Raw genomic sequence first — 15,210 nt, forward strand, 5'->3', positions numbered from 1 at the left:
TTGGAGCGGGAAACGAGACTCGAACTCGCGACCCCGACCTTGGCAAGGTCGTGCTCTACCAACTGAGCTATTCCCGCTCTGTGTAACGCTGCAAATTCTGCATCGGTACGGGAGGCGCATTATACGAGAAATCGTTTTAGCCGCAACCCCCTCAAACCATTTTTTTCATGAATTTAGTCTGAATGGTGATTTAAGCGGCAATCTGATTATTTTGCGTCCGCCCGCCCCGGTCTGCATGAAACATAGGGTAGATAAACGCGGTGTCACCCAGCACAAACGGTGGATGACACAGGCTTATCCGCGCTACGCAAACGTAAGCCGCAGATTACAGCTTAATAAAGTTTTCGCGGTAAAACGCCAGCTCCGCCACCGACTCGCGAATATCGTCCATCGCCTGGTGAGTGCCCTGCTTTTTGAAATCGGCAAGGATGGCTGGTTTCCAGCGGCGCGCCAGCTCTTTGAGCGTGCTGACATCCAGATAGCGGTAATGGAAGTAAGCCTCCAGCTCCGGCATATACTTAAACAGGAAGCGGCGATCCTGGCCGATGCTGTTGCCGCAGATAGGGGAAGCGCCCTGCGGCACCCACTGCTTCAGGAATTCAAGCGTTGCCAGCTCCGCCGCACGGTCGTCCTGGGTGCTGGCTTTTACTCGCTCAACCAGACCGCTGCCGGTATGGGTACGGACGTTCCAGTCATCCATCAGCGCGAGCTGCTCGTCGGACTGATGCACCGCAATAGTTGGCCCTTCCGCAAGGATGTTCAGATTGGCGTCGGTCACCAGGGTGGCAATTTCAATTATGCGATCCCGCTCTGGATCCAGACCGGTCATTTCTAAATCAATCCAAATCAGATTGTTTTCGTTTCCACTCATGCTATTTTCCACCCTTCTCGCTCGTTACCCAGCCGTGACGGTGGGTTAATTCGTATAAAATAGTGTGTATCATAGAGGTTTTGCCCCGCAGGGGCGACCAGGAGCCAGAACGATTGAGCAAAAATAAACTCTCCAAAGGACAGCAGCGCCGGGTAAAAGCAAACCACCAGCGTCGGCTTAAACAAACCGTGGAGAAAGCCGATCCCGACGACTCTCAGTTTGGCGAACCCCGGGATGGCCGGGTAATCAGCCGCTTCGGCCAGCACGCGGATGTCGAATCGCCGGAAGGCGAAGTCCACCGCTGCAACATTCGCCGCACCATCCGTTCGCTGGTCACCGGCGACCGCGTCGTCTGGCGCCCGGCGAAAGAAGCCGCCGCTGGCGTAACGATTAAAGGCATCGTAGATGCGGTTCATGAACGCACCTCGGTGCTGACCCGCCCGGACTTCTACGACGGCGTGAAGCCCATCGCCGCCAACATTGACCAGATTATTATCGTTTCCGCGATCCTGCCGGAGCTGTCATTAAATATTATTGACCGTTATCTGGTGGCCTGCGAAACGCTGGACGTAGAACCGCTGCTGGTCCTGAACAAAACTGACCTGCTGGACGAAGCGGGCCTGGCGTTTGTGAATGAGCAGATGGATATCTATCGCCATATCGGCTATCGCGTGCTGATGGTCTCCAGCCACAGGGCCGAAGGGTTAAAAGAGCTGGAAGAGGCGTTAATCGGGCGCATCAGCATCTTTGCCGGTCAGTCCGGCGTGGGCAAATCCAGCCTGCTGAATAACCTGCTCGGCTTCAAAGACGAACAGATACTGGTTAACAACGTTTCAGACAACTCAGGTCTTGGCCAGCACACCACCACCGCCTCCCGGCTCTATCACTTCCCGGGCGGCGGCGATGTTATCGACTCCCCAGGCGTGCGTGAATTCGGTCTGTGGCACTTAGAGCCGGAACAAATCACCCAGGGATTTGTCGAATTCCATGACTACCTTGGCCACTGCAAATACCGCGACTGCCGCCACGATAACGATCCGGGCTGTGCGCTGCGCGAAGCGGTAGAACGCGGCGAAATCGCTGAATTACGCTTCGATAGCTACCATCGCATTCTGGAAAGCATGGCGCAGGTAAAAACGCGTAAAAACTTTTCCGATATCGACAACTGACAATTAAGCTGGGCGCCGTTAGAATCGCCCCCTTTTTCTGTTTGATCCCGCTAAACCGGGTGCTTAGCCAGGAGGCTATCTTGTTAGACAACATTAAACTTTCGCTGCAATACATTCTGCCGAAACTCTGGCTGACCCGCCTTGCGGGCTGGGGCGCAAGTAAACGTGCTGGCTGGCTGACTAAGCTGGTCATTGACCTGTTTGTGAAATACTACAAGGTCGACATGAAAGAGGCGCAGAAGCCGGATACCGCAAGCTATCGCACCTTCAACGAGTTCTTCGTGCGCCCGCTGCGTGACGACGTGCGTCCGGTTAACACCGATCCTAACATTCTGGTTATGCCAGCCGACGGCGTTATCAGCCAGCTCGGCCGCATCGAAGAAGACAAAATTCTGCAGGCGAAGGGCCACAACTACAGCCTCGAAGCGCTGCTGGCCGGTAATTACCTGATGGCCGACCTGTTCCGCAACGGCAGCTTCGTCACCACCTATCTGTCGCCACGCGATTACCACCGCGTGCACATGCCGTGTAACGGTATTCTGCGCGAAATGATTTACGTGCCGGGCGACCTGTTCTCCGTAAACCATCTGACAGCCCAAAACGTGCCGAACCTGTTTGCGCGGAACGAGCGCGTAATCTGCCTGTTCGATACCGAGTTTGGCCCAATGGCGCAGATTCTGGTGGGTGCTACCATCGTTGGCAGCATCGAAACCGTCTGGGCTGGCACCATCACCCCACCGCGTGAAGGCGTGATTAAGCGCTGGACATGGCCTGCGGGCGAAAGCGACGGTGCGGTTGCGCTGCTTAAGGGTCAGGAAATGGGCCGTTTCAAACTGGGCTCAACCGTCATCAACCTGTTTGCCCCAGGCAAAGTGGATCTGGCAGAACAGCTGCAAAGCCTGTCGGTGACCAAAATCGGTGAGCCGCTGGCCGTCTCTACCGAAGCCATTGTGGAGCCGGAAGTGCCGGTGAGCGAGATCCCACAGGCGGAAGTCGAAGCTGAACTGGAAGCCAGCCCGCTGGTGGAAAACAAACCCGAAAGTTAATCTGCTCTTCCCCGCCCCGCTGGCTCACCGCCGGGGCGGACTCACCTATAGGTACTGACGTGCGCCTGATAATCACTTTTCTGATGGCCTGGTGCATCAGCCTGGGTGCGGTTGCCGCAACGCTCCCCGATGCAAAACAAATCTCCCAGGAACTCGAACAGGCCAAAGCCGCGAAGGATCAGCCGAACCAGGCCGATATCGTCGATGCGCTTACGGCCGCCCTTAACGCGCTCGATGAACGAAAGGCATCGTTAGAACGCGCTGACCAGTATCAGAAAGTCATTGATAACTTCCCTAAGCTGTCGGAAACCCTGCGCCAGCAGTTAGCTAATTTGCGTGATGAGCCGCAAAAAGTGCCGGAGGGCATGTCCACCGACGCGCTGAACCAGGAGATCCTGCAGGTCAGCAGCCAGCTGCTGGAGAAAAGCCGCCTGGCACAGCAGGAGCAGGAGCGCGCGCGGGAAATCGCCGATTCTCTGACCCAGCTTCCCCAGCAGCAAACGGACGCGCGTCGCCAGCTTAACGAAGTTGAGCGCCGGGCCGGAAGCCAGGCAACGACAGGTACGCCTTTGCTGCAGGCACAGCACCTCTCCCTGCAGGCTGAATCCGCCCGCCTGAAGGCGCTGGTCGACGAGCTGGAACTGGCGCAGCTCTCCGCCAGTAACCGTCAGGAGCTTGCCCGCCAGCGCGCGGAGCTGGCGCAGAAGCAAAGCGCTCAGTTGGATGCCTGGCTCCAGGGGCTGCGCAACCAGCTCAACAGCCAGCGTCAGCAGGAAGCCGAACGCGCGCTGGAAAGTACCGAACTGCTTGCTGAAAACAGCGCTGACCTGCCACCGGTTATCGTCGCGCAGTTCAAAAGCAACCGTGAGCTCTCCCAGGCGCTGAATCAGCAGGCCCAGCGTATGGACTTAGTCGCCTCTCAGCAGCGCCAGGCCAGCAGCCAGACGCTGCAGGTACGCCAGGCGCTGAACACCCTGCGCGAACAGGCTCAGTGGCTGGGCGTTTCTAACGTGCTGGGCGAAACGCTGCGGGCCCAGGTTTCACGCCTGCCGGAAATGCCCAAGCCGCAGCAGCTGGACACGGAGCTCGGCCAGCTTCGCGTCCAGCGACTGCATTACGAAGATCTGCTCAACAAGCAGCAACAGCTGCGCCAGACGCGTCAGCTGGATGGCAAGGATCTGACCGCCGAGCAAAATCGCATTCTTGAAGCGCAGTTGCGCACCCAGCGTGAGCTGCTGAATTCCCTGCTCCAGGGTGGCGATACGCTGATCTTAGAGCTGACGAAGCTCAAAGTCGCCAACGGCCAGCTTGAAGATGCCCTTAAAGAAGTCAACGAAGCGACCCACCGCTACCTGTTCTGGACATCAGACGTCAGCGCCATTGGCTTCTCGTGGCCCATCGAAATCGTCCAGGATTTGCGTCGGCTGATCTCGCTGGATACCGTCAGCCAGCTCGGCAGCGCCAGCATCATGATGCTGACCAGCAAAGCAACGCTGCTGCCGCTGTTTGCCGCCCTGATTCTGGTCGGCTTCAGCATCAGCTCCCGCCGCCACTTTACGGCGTTCCTCGAGCGTTCCAGCGCGAAGGTTGGCAAAGTTACCCAGGATCACTTCACCCTGACGCTGCGCACGCTGTTCTGGTCAATTCTGGTCGCTTCCCCGCTGCCGGTACTGTGGGCAACGCTGGGCTATGGCCTGCAAGAGGCATGGCCTTATCCGATTGCCGTCGCAGTAGGCGACGGGGTTACAGCAACCGTGCCGCTGCTGTGGGCGGTAATGATTTGCGCCACCTTCGCCCGCCCTACAGGCCTGTTCGTCGTCCACTTCAGCTGGCCGCGTGAACGCGTCGCCCGGGCGATGCGCTACTACCTGATGAGCATCGGGCTGATTGTGCCGCTGATTATGGCGCTCATCATGTTCGATAACCTCAACGACCGTGAATTTTCTGCCTCCCTGGGTCGGCTGTGCTTCATGCTGATTTGCGGTGCGCTGGCGCTCGTCACGCTCAGCCTGAAACGCGCGGGTATCCCGCTGTACGTGGACAAGCAGGGCAACAACGATAACGTCGTCAACAGGATGCTGTGGAACCTGCTGCTGTGCGCGCCGCTGTCCGCTATTCTGGCGGCCGCCGTGGGCTATCTGGCAACGTCCCAGGCGCTGCTTGCGCGTCTGGAAACCTCGGTCGCCATCTGGTTCCTGCTGCTGGTTATCTACCACGTTATCCGCCGCTGGATGCTGATTCAGCGCCGCCGTCTGGCCTTTGACCGCGCCAAGCATCGTCGTGCGGAAATACTGGCACAGCGCGCCCGTGGCGAAGAAGAGGCGCCCCACAGCCACAGTACCGAAGGCTCGGCAGAGATTTTTGAAGAGGCGGAAATCGATCTCGACACCATCAGCGCCCAGTCGCTGCGCCTGGTCAGGTCGATTCTTATGCTGATCGCCCTGCTGTCGGTCATAGTGCTGTGGTCGGAAATCCACTCCGCGTTCGGCTTCCTTGAGAACATCACGCTGTGGGATGCCACCTCGACGGTGCAGGGGGTGGAAAGCATTGAACCCATCACGCTCGGCGCGGTGTTAATCGCCATCCTGGTCATCATCATCACCATGCAGCTGGTGCGCAATTTACCCGCCCTGCTTGAACTGGCGATACTCCAGCATCTGGATTTAACGCCGGGTACGGGTTATGCCATCACGACCATCACCAAATACCTGCTGCTGCTGATTGGCGGGCTGGTTGGCTTCTCGATGATTGGCATTGAGTGGTCGAAGCTGCAGTGGCTGGTTGCCGCCCTGGGTGTCGGGCTGGGCTTTGGTTTACAGGAGATTTTCGCCAACTTTATTTCGGGCCTGATTATCCTCTTCGAGAAGCCGATCCGCATTGGCGACACGGTGACGATCCGCGATCTGACGGGCAGCGTTACCAGGATCAATACCCGGGCGACGACGATCAGCGACTGGGATCGCAAAGAGATCATCGTGCCGAATAAGGCGTTTATCACCGAGCAGTTTATCAACTGGTCGCTGTCCGACTCCGTCACGCGTGTGGTGCTGACCGTACCTGCCCCGTCGGATGCAAACAGCGAAGAGGTGACCAACATCCTGCTGAGAGCGGCCGAGCGCTGTTCGCTGGTGATAGACAACCCGCCGCCGGAAGCCTTCCTGGTGGATTTACAGGCTGGTCTGCAAATTTTCGAATTACGCATTTATGCCGCCGAGATGGGGCACCGCATGCCGCTGCGCCATGAGATCCACCAGCTGATCCTGCAGGGCTTCCGCGAGCACGACATCGACCTGCCGTTCCCACCGTTCCAGATGCGTCTGGAGAACATGGGGAGCGCAAAAACCAGGGCGATTAATTCAGCGGGTAAAGGCGGCAGGACGGCGGGAAGCCTCTAAAGGTCAGGGAGACGGGTTTTGTAGGGTGGATAAGCGGCAGCGTCATCCACCGGTATTTGCCGGATGACGCTTCGCTTTTCCGGCCTACGAGGCGGACGTTGCCTTTTAGGCGCGGTCCACCGGGAAGGCCAGCACGTCCGCAAGGCTCTCAGCCCCCAGCGCCAGCATAATCAGACGATCCACGCCCAGCGCCACGCCGGAGCAGTCCGGCAGCCCCGCCTTCAGCGCTTCCAGCAGGTTCGCGTCGACAGGCTGCTGCGGCAGGCCGCGGGCGGCGCGCTTGCGGTTATCCTGTTCGAAACGCTGCTGCTGCTCGCGGGCATCGGTCAGCTCGTGGAAACCATTCGCCAGCTCAATACCTTTGAAATAGACCTCAAAGCGCTCTGCCACGCGATGGTCTTCGGTGCTGATCTGCGCAAGCGAAGCCTGGCTCGCCGGGAAGTGGTAGATAAACGCCGGTTTATCCTTACCGATATGTGGTTCAACGCCCATGGTAAACAGCAGCTGCAGCAGGGTATCGCGATCTTCTTCGGTATCCGCGATATTGCTTAAATCCAGCTTAGCTGCCGCCTCACGCAGCGCGGGCTTGTCCGCCGACAGCGGATCGATTTCCAGGTGGCGCTGGAAAGCCTGCTGATAGGAAAGTGACTCCGCAGCTTCGCATTCCAGAACCTGCTGGAGCAGATCGTCCACCTCGTTCATCAGGCGGTACATATCGTAATGCGGACGGTACCACTCCAGCATGGTGAACTCTGGATTATGGTGACGTCCCATCTCTTCGTTACGGAAACTGCGGCACAGCTGGAACACAGGGCCAATGCCCGCCGCCAGCAGGCGCTTCATATGGTATTCCGGACTGGTCATCATGAACAGATTCATGCCCTGAGAGTGGCCCGGCCCAACAAAACGGGTTTCGAACGGCACCAGATGAATATCCGTGACCGTTGCCTGACTCATGCAGGGTGTTTCCACCTCCAGTACGCCGCGGTCGGCAAAAAAGCGCCGAATTTCCGCCATAATAGCGGCGCGTTTCAACAGGTTGGGGATGGACGCGCTCGGCTGCCAGGTGGCCGTTTCGCTCATGGTTTAGTCTCCGTAGTCAAACAAGGCCAGGAAGTCTACTCGCATCCCGTATGGGAGACAAATTTTGCTCAGCAAAACGGCGGGCATGGCCGGTACCCCATACTTATTAATAGTCATAATTTCGTGACGCAACTCATCACTCCTGAGAATTAATTGCGCCACAGAACAGCAAAAAAATCGAACACGTCAAATTTCCTTAAAATCCCTCCGGTTATACTTCGCTACCTACAAAGGAGCAGGGAAACACCCTTTCGCAATAGCCCCTACCGTTTCGGTGGTCTACCTTTGGTGAATTAGCATTGCGAAATAACTAAAAACTGGAGGAATGTCGTGCAAACCTTTCAAGCCGATCTCGCCATTATTGGCGCTGGCGGAGCGGGATTACGAGCGGCCATTGCCGCAGCTCAGGCCAATCCACAGGCTAAAATCGCTCTGATTTCCAAAGTCTATCCGATGCGTAGCCATACCGTGGCCGCAGAAGGTGGCTCCGCTGCCGTCGCGCAGGATCACGACAGCTTCGAGTACCATTTCCACGACACCGTGGCGGGCGGCGACTGGCTGTGCGAGCAGGACGTCGTGGATTACTTCGTACACCACTGCCCGACGGAGATGACCCAGCTTGAACAGTGGGGCTGCCCGTGGAGCCGTCGCCCGGACGGGTCGGTGAACGTACGCCGTTTTGGCGGCATGAAAATTGAGCGCACCTGGTTTGCCGCGGATAAAACCGGCTTCCACATGCTGCACACCCTGTTCCAGACCTCTTTGCAGTTCCCGCAGATTCAGCGCTTCGACGAGCATTTCGTCCTCGATATTCTGGTCGACGATGGTCAGGCGCGCGGCCTGGTGGCGATGAATATGATGGAAGGCTCGCTGGTGCAAATCCGAGCCAATGCCGTGGTGATGGCAACGGGCGGCGCGGGCCGCGTTTATCGCTATAACACCAACGGCGGTATCGTCACCGGTGACGGCATGGGCATGGCGCTGAGCCACGGCGTCCCCCTTCGCGATATGGAGTTCGTGCAGTACCACCCAACCGGCCTGCCGGGCTCCGGCATTCTGATGACGGAAGGCTGCCGCGGCGAAGGCGGCATTCTGGTCAACAAAGACGGCTACCGCTATTTGCAGGATTACGGTATGGGGCCAGAGACCCCGCTCGGCGAGCCGAAGAACAAATATATGGAGCTGGGTCCGCGCGACAAAGTCTCCCAGGCCTTCTGGCACGAATGGCGCGCTGGCCGCACCGTTCCTACGCCGCGTGGCGATGTGGTTTATCTCGACCTGCGCCATCTGGGCGAGAAAAAACTCCTCGAGCGCCTGCCGTTTATCTGCGAGCTGGCGAAAGCCTATGTTGGCGTAGATCCGGTGAAAGATCCGATTCCGGTGCGCCCAACCGCGCACTACACCATGGGCGGTATCGAAACCGACACCAAATGCGAAACCCGCATCAAAGGGCTGTTCGCGGTGGGCGAGTGCTCATCCGTAGGCCTGCACGGCGCGAACCGCTTAGGCTCCAACTCCCTCGCTGAACTGGTCGTGTTTGGCCGCATGGCGGGTGAACAGGCGATGCAGCGCGCAGGCGAAGCACAGCCTGCCAACGATGCGGCGCTTAACGCCCAGGCAGCGGACGTCGAAAGCCGCCTGAAGAAGCTGGTGAACCAGGAAGGCAGCGAAAACTGGTCGAAGATCCGCGACGAGATGGGCCTGTCGATGGAAGAAGGCTGCGGTATCTACCGTACGCCGGAGCTGATGCAAAAAACTATCGACAAGCTGGCGGAACTCCAGGAACGCTTCAGGCGCGTGCGCATTACCGACAGCTCCAGCGTGTTTAATACCGATCTGCTCTATACCATCGAGCTGGGCCACGGTCTGAACGTCGCGGAGTGTATGGCGCACTCGGCAATGGCACGTAAAGAGTCTCGCGGGGCGCACCAGCGCCTGGACGAAGGCTGCACAGAGCGTGACGACGTCAATTTCCTGAAACACACCCTCGCCTTCCGCGATGCGGATGGCACCACGCGTCTGGATTACAGCGACGTGAAAATCACCACCCTGCCACCGGCAAAACGCGTCTACGGTGCGGAAGCAGAAGCAGCCGACAAGAAGGAGGCGACGAATGGCTGAAGTGATGAAGTCCCTGAAGATTGAGATTGTGCGCTACAACCCGGAAACGGATAGCGAGCCGCACAGCGCAGTCTACGATGTCCCTTACGATGAACAAACCTCGCTGCTGGATGCGCTGGGTTACATCAAGGACAACCTGGCGCCGGACCTCAGCTACCGCTGGTCCTGCCGTATGGCGATCTGCGGCTCCTGCGGCATGATGGTTAACCGCGTGCCGAAGCTGGCCTGTAAGACCTTCCTGCGGGAGTACACGCAGGGCATGAAGGTCGAAGCGCTGGCGAACTTCCCAATCGAGCGCGACCTGGTGGTCGACATGACCCACTTTATCGAGAGCCTGGAGGCGATTAAGCCGTACATCATCGGCAATCCGCGCACGCCGGATCAGGGGCCAAACGTCCAGACTCCGGCGCAGATGGCGAAGTACCATCAGTTCTCCGGCTGTATCAACTGCGGCCTGTGCTATGCCGCCTGCCCGCAGTTTGGCCTGAATCCAGAGTTCATCGGCCCGGCGGCGATCACCCTCGCCCACCGCTACAACTTGGACAACCGCGACCACGGCAAGAAAGAGCGTATGGCGCAGTTAAACGGCCAGAACGGCGTCTGGAGCTGCACCTTCGTGGGCTTCTGCTCGGAAGTGTGTCCGAAGCACGTCGACCCGGCAGCCGCCATCCAGCAGGGCAAAGTCGAAAGCTCGAAAGACTTTTTGATTGCCACCCTGAAACCACGCTAAGGAGTGCACAATGACCACCAAACGTAAGCCGTATGTTCGCCCCATGACACCAACGTGGTGGCAAAAACTGGGCTTCTACCGCTTTTACATGCTGCGTGAAGGCACGGCGGTGCCGACGGTCTGGTTCAGCCTCGTGCTGATTTACGGCCTGTTTGCCCTGAAGGGCGGACCGGACAGCTGGATGGGATTTGTCAGCTTCCTGCAAAACCCCATCGTCGTGATCCTCAACATTATCACCCTGGCGGCGGCGCTGCTGCACACCAAAACCTGGTTTGAGCTGGCGCCGAAGGCTGCCAACATCATTGTTAAAGATGAAAAAATGGGGCCGGAGCCGGTCATTAAAGGGCTGTGGGCGGTAACTGCGGTTGCCACGGTCGTCATTCTTTTTGTTGCCCTGTTCTGGTAAGGAGGACGTTATGATCAATCCCAATCCGAAACGCTCCGACGAGCCGGTATTCTGGGGGCTGTTTGGCGCAGGCGGCATGTGGGGGGCAATAATCGCGCCCGTCATCGTGCTGCTGGTAGGTATCATGCTGCCGCTGGGCCTGTTCCCCGGCGATGCGCTGGGCTATGAGCGCGTGCTGGCTTTTTCCCAGAGCATCATCGGCCGCCTGTTCATCTTCCTGATGATCGTGCTGCCGCTGTGGTGCGGGCTGCACCGTATTCACCATGCGATGCACGACCTGAAAATCCATGTGCCGTCCGGCAAATGGGTCTTCTATGGTCTTGCTGCGATTCTGACCGTTGTGACGCTGATTGGCGTGATTACTCTGTAAGCCGCTAAGCAAGCGCTAAAATGCCTGCCGATGTGCAGGCATTTTTTTTGCCGCCATCTACACTTAGCAAAAAGCTGACAAGGATTAAGCTATGCGCATCTGGCCGATCGTTTCTGCCATCTCAGTGGCCCTATTGGTTGTATCCTGTAGTACCCCCACCCCGCCGCCGAACGTCACGGTGGTCAATAATTTTGATGCTAAGCGCTATCTCGGGCAGTGGTATGAAATTGCCCGCCTCGACCACAGCTTCGAGCGCGGCCTGCAGCAGGTCACGGCGACTTACAGCCTGATGGACGACGGCGGAATACGCGTGGTGAACCGGGGCTTTAATCCTGACCGGCAGAAATGGCAGCAGAGCATTGGTAAAGCGTACTTTACCGGCAGCCCCGATCGGGCGGCGCTGAAGGTGTCGTTCTTTGGGCCGTTCTATGGCGGCTATAACATTATTGCGCTGGATAAAGATTATCGCCACGCGCTGGTCTGCGGGCCGAACCGCGACTATCTGTGGATACTCTCCCGCACGCCGACCATCAGCCCGGAAGTCAAACAGCAGATGCTGGATACCGCGACCCGCCAGGGCTTCCCGGTCGAGAAGCTCCTGTGGATCCAGCAGAAAGGTTAGTGGGTGCTGAGCTTCAGGCCGATGATGCCGATGACGATCATAGCCAGGCTCGCGATGCGGGCCGGGCTTGCCGATTCACCTAACAGCAGGATCCCCGTGGTGGCCGCCCCAACGGCACCGATCCCCGTCCACACCGCGTAGGCCGTTCCCGTCGGCAGCGTTTTCATCGCCCATGACAGCAGCGCCATGCTCAGAACCATCGCCACGATGGTGATTACGCTTGGCCACAGGCGGCTAAAACCATGGGTATATTTCAGGCCGACGGCCCAGACCACTTCCAGAAGACCAGCAATAAACAGAACAAACCAGGACATAACCGCTCCTTGTGAAGGGGTCGTCCCCGAAATAAGAAGAGGCGCAGGCGGGTCGTCCCGCAAGGCCGATGCGAAGAGCATAGTTTAGCACCCGGTCCGGACAAGGAAAATCCCACACGGCTTTTTCCTTTTGCATGAAGCGATGCCCCCTTAGCCCTTGCTAAGCCTGGAATTAGCTCACGATCGTCACGCAGTTCCGCACTTCAACGGGCGGAGAATGCTCCTATGATTAAGCGTCTCCCTCTCGTCCCTGTAAAGGCTGCAATAATGAATGTCGTGAAGCTTAACCATGCTTAAAATATTATTGGTCGATCGCTGTGTTTATAGCCGTCAGGGAATAAAGGACTTAATTAATAAAGATAATATATTCTGTATTGCCGAAACCGATAATTTACTGCTGGCTCGGGAGAAAATAATACAGTGGCAGCCGAATATGGTGATTGCCGACTTCTCTGGCTTTTCAGGGATGCTGCATAATATTCGGCAGCTCTCCGCTATCTATTCCGCCTGCGGGAAGTCGACGCGCCTGATGGTCATGCAAAGCGGCGAACACCAGCAGATTGAGCACTATTGCCGACAGTGGGGTACGGCGCAAATCGTCAGCAAATCCATCCCTCTTGATGAGCTACGGAGCTTAACCGAGCGTATTATTCATTCGCGTCCACCCTTCAGGTTTCGCCAGAATAACATTGCGCCACTTTTGACGTTACGAGAAGAACGAATTTTGAAATTATGGTCGGAGGCGGTGAGTAACGAGGTAATCGCCCGCGTTATGGGCATCAGCACAAAAACGGTTTATACCTACAAGCGGAATATAAGGATGAAGCTGGGAGCGGATAACCGCTTTTCTTTATTTTTATCGCCGCCGTTAACGGCAGTAGAATAACGGTACGGCATAGACTACCGTACCGTAACGACACAAGTTAGTCCTGGGCTTTCGTTGCCGCGCCAGAAATCGCGTTACCACCATCCTGAATATCTTCACCAACGCCGCGCGTGGTATTACAAGCGGTCAGTAATGACGACAGCACCACAAGTGAAAAGAACGCTGCAATAGTTTTCTTAAGCATGACATTTTTCCTTTTTTGCCGATGTGATTGTGTATAGCCACTTAAGCATAGCCAAAAAATGGAAAGCTGATGTCAATCCTGAGGTTTTTTAGGAGTGATGGAAGTTATTTGTTTGCCGCACGCTCAATGGAGCCACCGAGGTGCTGTAAATCTTCGCCGAAGCCGCGCGTGGTGTTACAGCCGCTCAGAAACGACGCCAGGAATGCGATAAAAAGGAAACACTTAAGCTTAGAATTCATCTTCCCTGCCTTCAGCTAGCTGCGGCGCAGCCTGCAAAGCTACGCCGCGTTCACGCGTGAATTACTTAACGCGAGAGACGTATTCGCCAGTACGAGTATCAACTTTGATAACTTCGCCAATCTGTACGAACAATGGCACTTTAACCACGGCGCCGGTAGTCAGCTTAGCTGGTTTACCGCCGGTACCTGCGGTGTCGCCTTTCAGGCCTGGATCGGTTTCAACGATTTCCAGCTCAACGAAGTTTGGTGGCTGAACGGCGATTGGACGGCCGTTCCACAGGGTCACGATACATTCCGCCTGGTCCAGCATCCATTTCGCGTTATCGCCGATAGCCTTCTCGTCCGCAGCCAGCTGCTCGAAGGTTTCGTTGTTCATGAAGTGGTAGAATTCACCGTCGTTGTACAGGTAAGTCAGGTTCATATCGATAACGTCTGCGCCTTCGGCGGAGTCGGTAGATTTGAAGGTTTTCTCAACGCGGGTACCGGTCAGCAGGCGGCGCATTTTCACGCGGGCAAACGCCTGGCCTTTACCTGGTTTCACGAACTCGCTGGATTCGACAGCGTAAGGTTCGCCTTCGAACATGATTTTAAGACCGGCACGGAAATCGTTGCTAGAATAAGTCGCCATAAGGCCCTCTGAAATTGTTAATTGGTAGCTTAGCCAAAAAATGGCACACATTGTAACCCTAAATCCCCCCCGCAGAGAAGATTGGTTAACGCAACTTGCCGATGTTATAACCGATCCTGACGAACTGCTGCACATTTTAAATGTAGATGCCGACGAAGAGCTATTGGCAGGACGTGACGCACGTCGACTTTTTGCGCTTCGCGTCCCGCGCGCCTTCGTGGCCCGCATGGAAAAAGGTAATCCGCAGGATCCGCTGCTGCGCCAGGTGTTGACCGCTCAGGAAGAGTTCGTTGCCGCCCCCGGCTTCAGCACCGACCCGCTGGAAGAGCAGCACAGCGTAGTGCCCGGCCTGCTGCATAAATACCGCAACCGCGCCCTGCTGCTGGTAAAAGGCGGCTGCGCCGTTAACTGCCGTTATTGCTTCCGCCGCCACTTCCCGTATGCCGATAATCAGGGCAATAAGCGCAACTGGCAGGCCGCGCTGGCGTATATCAGCGAACACCCCGAGCTGGACGAGATTATTTTCTCCGGTGGCGATCCGCTGATGGCCAAAGATCACGAGCTGGACTGGCTGCTGGGCGAACTGGAAGCCATCCCGCACATTAAGCGCCTGCGCATTCACAGCCGGTTGCCAATAGTTATCCCGGCGCGCATTACCGAAACGCTGACGGCTCGCATTGCCCGCTCACGCCTTCAGGTGCTGCTGGTGAACCACGTCAACCACGCGCAGGAGATTGGCGATGAGTTTCGTGAAGCGATGAAAAGCCTGCGTCAGGCGGGCGTCACGCTGCTTAACCAGAGCGTGCTGCTGCGGGGCGTGAACGATAGCGCCGTGACGCTGGCGGAGCTGAGCAATGCGCTGTTTGATGCGGGCGTAATGCCTTATTACCTGCACGTGCTGGATAAGGTGCAGGGCGCGGCGCATTTCATGGTCAGTGACGATGAAGCAAGAAAGATTATGCGGGAGCTGCTGACGCTGGTTTCGGGCTATATGGTGCCGAAGCTGGCCCGCGAGATTGGCGGAGAGCCGAGCAAGACGCCGCTGGATTTGCAGCTGCGGCAGAGCTAAAGCTAAAGCGGTGGATGACGCTTCGCTTATCCACCCTACAAAATTGGGCATTCCCCTCACCCCAGCCCTCTCCCCAA

The 15,210-nt window shown here is 57.2% G+C and carries 16 protein-coding genes and 1 tRNA gene; 10 read left to right on the forward strand and 7 right to left on the reverse strand.

The features are described 5' to 3' along the window. Position 1: 1 nt before the first annotated feature. Positions 2 to 77, reverse strand: a tRNA-Gly gene (locus AAE045_RS03135). Positions 78 to 325: 248 nt separating this feature from the next. Then, the gene (gene orn / locus AAE045_RS03140) at positions 326 to 871 is read right to left on the reverse strand and encodes an oligoribonuclease (protein WP_455425993.1); all 546 of its coding nucleotides are present in this window, start codon (positions 869 to 871) and stop codon (positions 326 to 328) included. Positions 872 to 984: 113 nt separating this feature from the next. On the opposite strand from orn, the gene rsgA reads away from it, so the two are divergent. The 3 genes from rsgA (at position 985) to mscM (ending at position 6,481) form a co-directional block, all read left to right on the forward strand. Continuing rightward, positions 985 to 2,040: a small ribosomal subunit biogenesis GTPase RsgA gene (gene rsgA / locus AAE045_RS03145; protein ID WP_455546421.1), complete on the forward strand. Its 1,056-nt coding sequence runs from the start codon at positions 985 to 987 to the stop codon at positions 2,038 to 2,040. Between the two features lie 80 nt (positions 2,041 to 2,120). Further along, complete coding sequence (gene asd, locus AAE045_RS03150) at positions 2,121 to 3,086, forward strand: archaetidylserine decarboxylase (RefSeq protein ID WP_455546422.1); 966 nt, start codon at positions 2,121 to 2,123, stop codon at positions 3,084 to 3,086. 59 nt (positions 3,087 to 3,145) lie between these two features. Continuing rightward, positions 3,146 to 6,481, forward strand: a complete 3,336-nt coding sequence (mscM, locus tag AAE045_RS03155) for a miniconductance mechanosensitive channel MscM (RefSeq protein WP_455546423.1) — start codon at positions 3,146 to 3,148, stop codon at positions 6,479 to 6,481. A gap of 105 nt (positions 6,482 to 6,586) precedes the next feature. Here the strand turns inward: mscM and epmA are convergent, their stop codons facing one another. After that, on the reverse strand, positions 6,587 to 7,564 hold the full coding sequence (epmA, locus tag AAE045_RS03160) for an elongation factor P--(R)-beta-lysine ligase (RefSeq protein WP_455546424.1): 978 nt from the start codon (positions 7,562 to 7,564) through the stop codon (positions 6,587 to 6,589). A 330-nt stretch (positions 7,565 to 7,894) separates the two neighbouring features. Here epmA and frdA point away from each other — a divergent pair, with 330 nt between their 5' ends. The 5 genes from frdA (at position 7,895) to AAE045_RS03185 (ending at position 11,813) form a co-directional block, all read left to right on the forward strand. Further along, positions 7,895 to 9,685, forward strand: coding sequence for a fumarate reductase (quinol) flavoprotein subunit (frdA, locus tag AAE045_RS03165; protein WP_455546425.1), 1,791 nt, complete (start codon positions 7,895 to 7,897; stop codon positions 9,683 to 9,685). Continuing rightward, positions 9,678 to 10,415 carry a succinate dehydrogenase/fumarate reductase iron-sulfur subunit gene (locus AAE045_RS03170; protein ID WP_455546426.1) on the forward strand — a complete coding sequence of 246 codons (738 nt, stop codon included), beginning with the start codon at positions 9,678 to 9,680 and terminating at the stop codon, positions 10,413 to 10,415. The genes frdA and AAE045_RS03170 overlap by 8 nt, the downstream gene beginning before the upstream one ends. 10 nt (positions 10,416 to 10,425) lie before the next feature. After that, on the forward strand, positions 10,426 to 10,821 hold the full coding sequence (frdC, locus tag AAE045_RS03175; RefSeq protein WP_271130053.1) for a fumarate reductase subunit FrdC: 396 nt from the start codon (positions 10,426 to 10,428) through the stop codon (positions 10,819 to 10,821). A gap of 10 nt (positions 10,822 to 10,831) precedes the next feature. Continuing rightward, positions 10,832 to 11,191, forward strand: coding sequence for a fumarate reductase subunit FrdD (gene frdD / locus AAE045_RS03180; protein WP_455546427.1), 360 nt, complete (start codon positions 10,832 to 10,834; stop codon positions 11,189 to 11,191). Between the two features lie 91 nt (positions 11,192 to 11,282). After that, complete coding sequence (locus tag AAE045_RS03185) at positions 11,283 to 11,813, forward strand: lipocalin family protein (RefSeq protein WP_455546428.1); 531 nt, start codon at positions 11,283 to 11,285, stop codon at positions 11,811 to 11,813. Here the strand turns inward: AAE045_RS03185 and sugE are convergent. Then, positions 11,810 to 12,127, reverse strand: a complete 318-nt coding sequence (gene sugE, locus AAE045_RS03190) for a quaternary ammonium compound efflux SMR transporter SugE (protein ID WP_455426004.1) — start codon at positions 12,125 to 12,127, stop codon at positions 11,810 to 11,812. The genes AAE045_RS03185 and sugE overlap by 4 nt on opposite strands. Positions 12,128 to 12,416: 289 nt before the next feature. Between sugE and AAE045_RS03195 the strand changes: the two genes are divergently transcribed. After that, a complete protein-coding gene (locus AAE045_RS03195) occupies positions 12,417 to 13,013 on the forward strand; it encodes a response regulator transcription factor (RefSeq protein WP_455546429.1) in 597 nt (198 codons plus the stop codon). Between the two features lie 37 nt (positions 13,014 to 13,050). On the opposite strand, the gene ecnB is transcribed toward AAE045_RS03195, so the two are convergent. The 3 genes from ecnB to efp all read right to left on the reverse strand — a co-directional run bounded on the left by ecnB (position 13,051) and on the right by efp (position 14,064). After that, a complete protein-coding gene (ecnB, locus tag AAE045_RS03200) occupies positions 13,051 to 13,197 on the reverse strand; it encodes a lipoprotein toxin entericidin B (protein ID WP_202305374.1) in 147 nt (48 codons plus the stop codon). A gap of 104 nt (positions 13,198 to 13,301) precedes the next feature. Further along, complete coding sequence (locus AAE045_RS03205) at positions 13,302 to 13,436, reverse strand: entericidin A/B family lipoprotein (RefSeq protein ID WP_455426006.1); 135 nt, start codon at positions 13,434 to 13,436, stop codon at positions 13,302 to 13,304. Positions 13,437 to 13,497: 61 nt separating this feature from the next. Beyond that, positions 13,498 to 14,064 carry an elongation factor P gene (gene efp, locus AAE045_RS03210; protein WP_202305372.1) on the reverse strand — a complete coding sequence of 189 codons (567 nt, stop codon included), beginning with the start codon at positions 14,062 to 14,064 and terminating at the stop codon, positions 13,498 to 13,500. Between the two features lie 40 nt (positions 14,065 to 14,104). Here efp and epmB point away from each other — a divergent pair, with 40 nt between their 5' ends. Further along, the gene (gene epmB / locus AAE045_RS03215) at positions 14,105 to 15,133 is read left to right on the forward strand and encodes an EF-P beta-lysylation protein EpmB (RefSeq protein WP_455546430.1); all 1,029 of its coding nucleotides are present in this window, start codon (positions 14,105 to 14,107) and stop codon (positions 15,131 to 15,133) included. Positions 15,134 to 15,210: the final 77 nt, after the last annotated feature.

The organism is Dryocola clanedunensis (assembly GCF_038405435.1).
Taxonomy (GTDB): domain Bacteria; phylum Pseudomonadota; class Gammaproteobacteria; order Enterobacterales; family Enterobacteriaceae; genus Dryocola; species Dryocola clanedunensis_A.